The organism is Stenotrophomonas sp. INTA L402-1, assembly GCF_059295135.1.
In genome coordinates, this window is sequence record NZ_JCAFWP010000131.1 from 1 (window position 1) to 672 (window position 672).

Annotated in this window: 1 pseudogene; it reads right to left on the minus strand. The window is 52.8% G+C overall.

What is annotated here, in order from left to right:
• Window positions 1–25 precede the first annotated feature (25 nt).
• A pseudogene (locus AC5O77_RS21900) lies at window positions 26–580 on the minus strand (DegT/DnrJ/EryC1/StrS family aminotransferase); the annotation flags it as partial.
• Window positions 581–672: the final 92 nt, after the last annotated feature.

The window sequence follows — 672 nt, forward strand, 5'->3', positions numbered from 1 at the left end:
TAACAGGGTGGATTTCAAACATGGCTTATTGTCCTGCGAGTTGCTGAAGGGCTGTGATGACATGGTCGGCATCGGCGGTAGTCATATCCGGGAACAGCGGCAAAGAACAGATGCGTTCGCTATTCCATTCGGTATTCGGTAACGACAGCGTGGGAAAACGCTCGCGATAATATTTTTGTGTGTGAGCGGCGCGGAAATGTAACCCGGTACCAATGCCTCTTTCTTTTAACGCTTCCATCAACGCATCGCGACTGATACCACAACGTTGTTCATCGACACGAATAATAAACAGATGCCAGGCGTGAACGTGCGGCCAGGCGGGAAGGCTTAATGGCTGAAAGGGGAGAGCTGCCAGTGCTTGCTGATATTGCTGGGCAATTTCGCGCCGACGGGTGTTGAGGTGCTCTAATTTGGCTAACTGGGTCAGGGCAATCGCGGCGTTAATATCGGTCAGATTATACTTATAGCCCGGCGTTAAGACTTCAGCTTGCGGTGCACGGCCCCAGGTTTGTCTGTCATAGGCATCGACACCCAGACCGTGAAATTTCAGCATCCGTAGCAGGCGGGCAAGGTTTTCATTATCTGTAACAACTGTCTCTTATACACATCTCCGAGCCCACGAGACCAGACTGGATCGGGTGTGGCGGCGTCTGGTTGATCCGGGGGGGGGGG